The organism is Pseudovibrio sp. WM33 (assembly GCF_001623165.1).
GTDB lineage: Bacteria > Pseudomonadota > Alphaproteobacteria > Rhizobiales > Stappiaceae > Pseudovibrio.
The window spans coordinates 1-1,389 of sequence record NZ_LMCK01000155.1; the positions used below are offsets into that span (position 1 = coordinate 1).

Consider the following 1,389-nt stretch of genomic DNA (forward strand, 5'->3'; position numbering starts at 1 on the left):
CAGGTGAGTTGATGCGGCGGGAGCAGTGTTATGCTTCATTGCATTGGCCGGGTTTCTTGTTAGCGCGGGATGCCCGGTGCCCGGAACCTTCCGGGCCTTCCGCTCCATATTGAAGTCACCGGGCGATTATCTCGCCGGATATGTTCCGGCTTGTTAGAACTGCTCTGTCAGCGCAACCACTTCTGGCGGGCACTCCGGCCAGCTGGCATCCTGTGTGAAATCAGTGCCCGGATCTTCAGCAAGTTCCAGGCATTTGGAGCGCATAGCACCCACCCAATCCAGTGCAGCCTTTGTGCTGGTCAAAAGCGTGACCTCATCAGCACTTCGATCAGCAACGGCTTTGCCAGCAATGGCAGCAGCAGCCGTTGCCATATTCATCTGGGTCTCAGCGCTGGCGCGGGCATAAATGCGCTTGCGGCATTCTGCTTTGATGGTTGTGAGACGGGCACCTTTTTGGGCTTCATCAATGGTAGCCTGTGGCACACCAGCCGCTTTCAAGTCCGCTTTGCTCCAGGCAATGTAGGTTTTGCCTGCATGTTTCAGGCTCAGGTTGTCGGTCTGTTCGTTTACATCTGGCATAATTCGATCCTATGAGATCAAGTCAAAAAGGGAGATTAGCTAAAGCCTATGGAAGTTCATCAAGGGTGATATTCATCACATAAGAGCCTGCACGATCATTTCGGCTGATACGCTTTTTCAGACCAGCGCCAGAGGCCGTTATGTTTGAGAAGAAAACGGCAACCGGCCCAGCAGGTCCGAGTACATGACCAGCAGGAGCACCTTCCTCTTCCGTAGGGATGTGGATATTGCCGTATCTGAATGTCACCCCCTGATTGCCAGTGTTGGCAGAAGTGGCACAAGAGACGATAGCTGAATAAGTGCTTGAAGAAACTCCGACCTGATCAGTAACAACAACGGGCAGTCTGAGATCCAGATAACAAAAATTAAAGTAACTTGATCCTACCCATCTGAAACCATGTAATGCACGGCTCTCTTCGCCATCACTCGCATGGAGATAGCTTCCAAAGGTAACCCTGCGATGTCCGGTTTCATCGCCGTAAACATTGATATAACAGTCTCTGGCATAAACTGCCTCGGTCATATGATAATCACTCAGAAGATGAATATGACCTCTGCCTTGGCGCGGCACCCGGTCAGCAGCCTTGCGTAGAGTTCTAAGTGGCGCATCCTGAGAGCCATCATTGCTGTTGTCACCATTCACAGCATCCACGTAGAAAGTCCGCTGAAGCTCTGGGGCGATATTCAGGATTTTTTGGATCTCAGCATTGTGCTGTGAGTAGGTTTTCTGCACGGCTTCAGTAAGAGCTGTGGTGGATTGAACCACCTCTTTCAGGCTTTGTGTCAGGCTCATTGCAACTGATCCTTTTC

The 1,389-nt window shown here is 51.3% G+C and carries 2 protein-coding genes; both read right to left on the reverse strand.

The window, feature by feature from the left end; all coding sequences use genetic code 11:
• Positions 1–153: 153 nt before the first annotated feature.
• Positions 154–579 (reverse strand): hypothetical protein, encoded by a 426-nt coding sequence (locus tag PsWM33_RS26520; RefSeq protein ID WP_063302260.1) that lies wholly within the window; start codon positions 577–579, stop codon positions 154–156.
• A 46-nt stretch (positions 580–625) separates the two neighbouring features.
• Positions 626–1,389: hypothetical protein (locus tag PsWM33_RS26525; RefSeq protein ID WP_208994771.1), on the reverse strand; the 764-nt coding region annotated here is incomplete at its 5' end.